This is a genomic window from Pseudomonas sp. 2822-17 (genome assembly GCF_002742485.1).
GTDB lineage: Bacteria > Pseudomonadota > Gammaproteobacteria > Pseudomonadales > Pseudomonadaceae > Aquipseudomonas > Aquipseudomonas cyclaminis.
Genome location: NZ_LJRZ01000382.1, coordinates 1 through 271, shown reverse-complemented (window position 1 = coordinate 271; position 271 = coordinate 1). Strand labels below are relative to the sequence as shown.

Genomic DNA, 271 nt, shown 5'->3' with positions numbered 1-271 from the left:
GAAGCAGATGGTGATGATGAAGACGAGGTAACTATTGAGACATTCGGGGATGGTGAAATTGAGCTTGTATTCTGGGAGTTTGGTAACACTGGATACGATGTATTAATTCAAGAATACATTGAAGACAATCCACACATCTCTATTAATCTTCAAAACAGCGATATGAATGACGTACACGATAATCTGTTCACTTCTATTTCAGCAGGTTCAGGTGCTCCAGATATTGCAATGGTTGAAGTTGGTGGAATTGAAAGATTCCGTGCAGCTGGGG

General features: G+C 40.6%; 1 protein-coding gene. It reads left to right on the top strand.

Translation table 11 applies throughout. From position 1 onward, the window contains the following. Positions 1–271, top strand: a 271-nt coding sequence (locus AOA60_RS11790; protein ID WP_143522425.1) for an extracellular solute-binding protein, incomplete at both ends; no start/stop codon positions are given.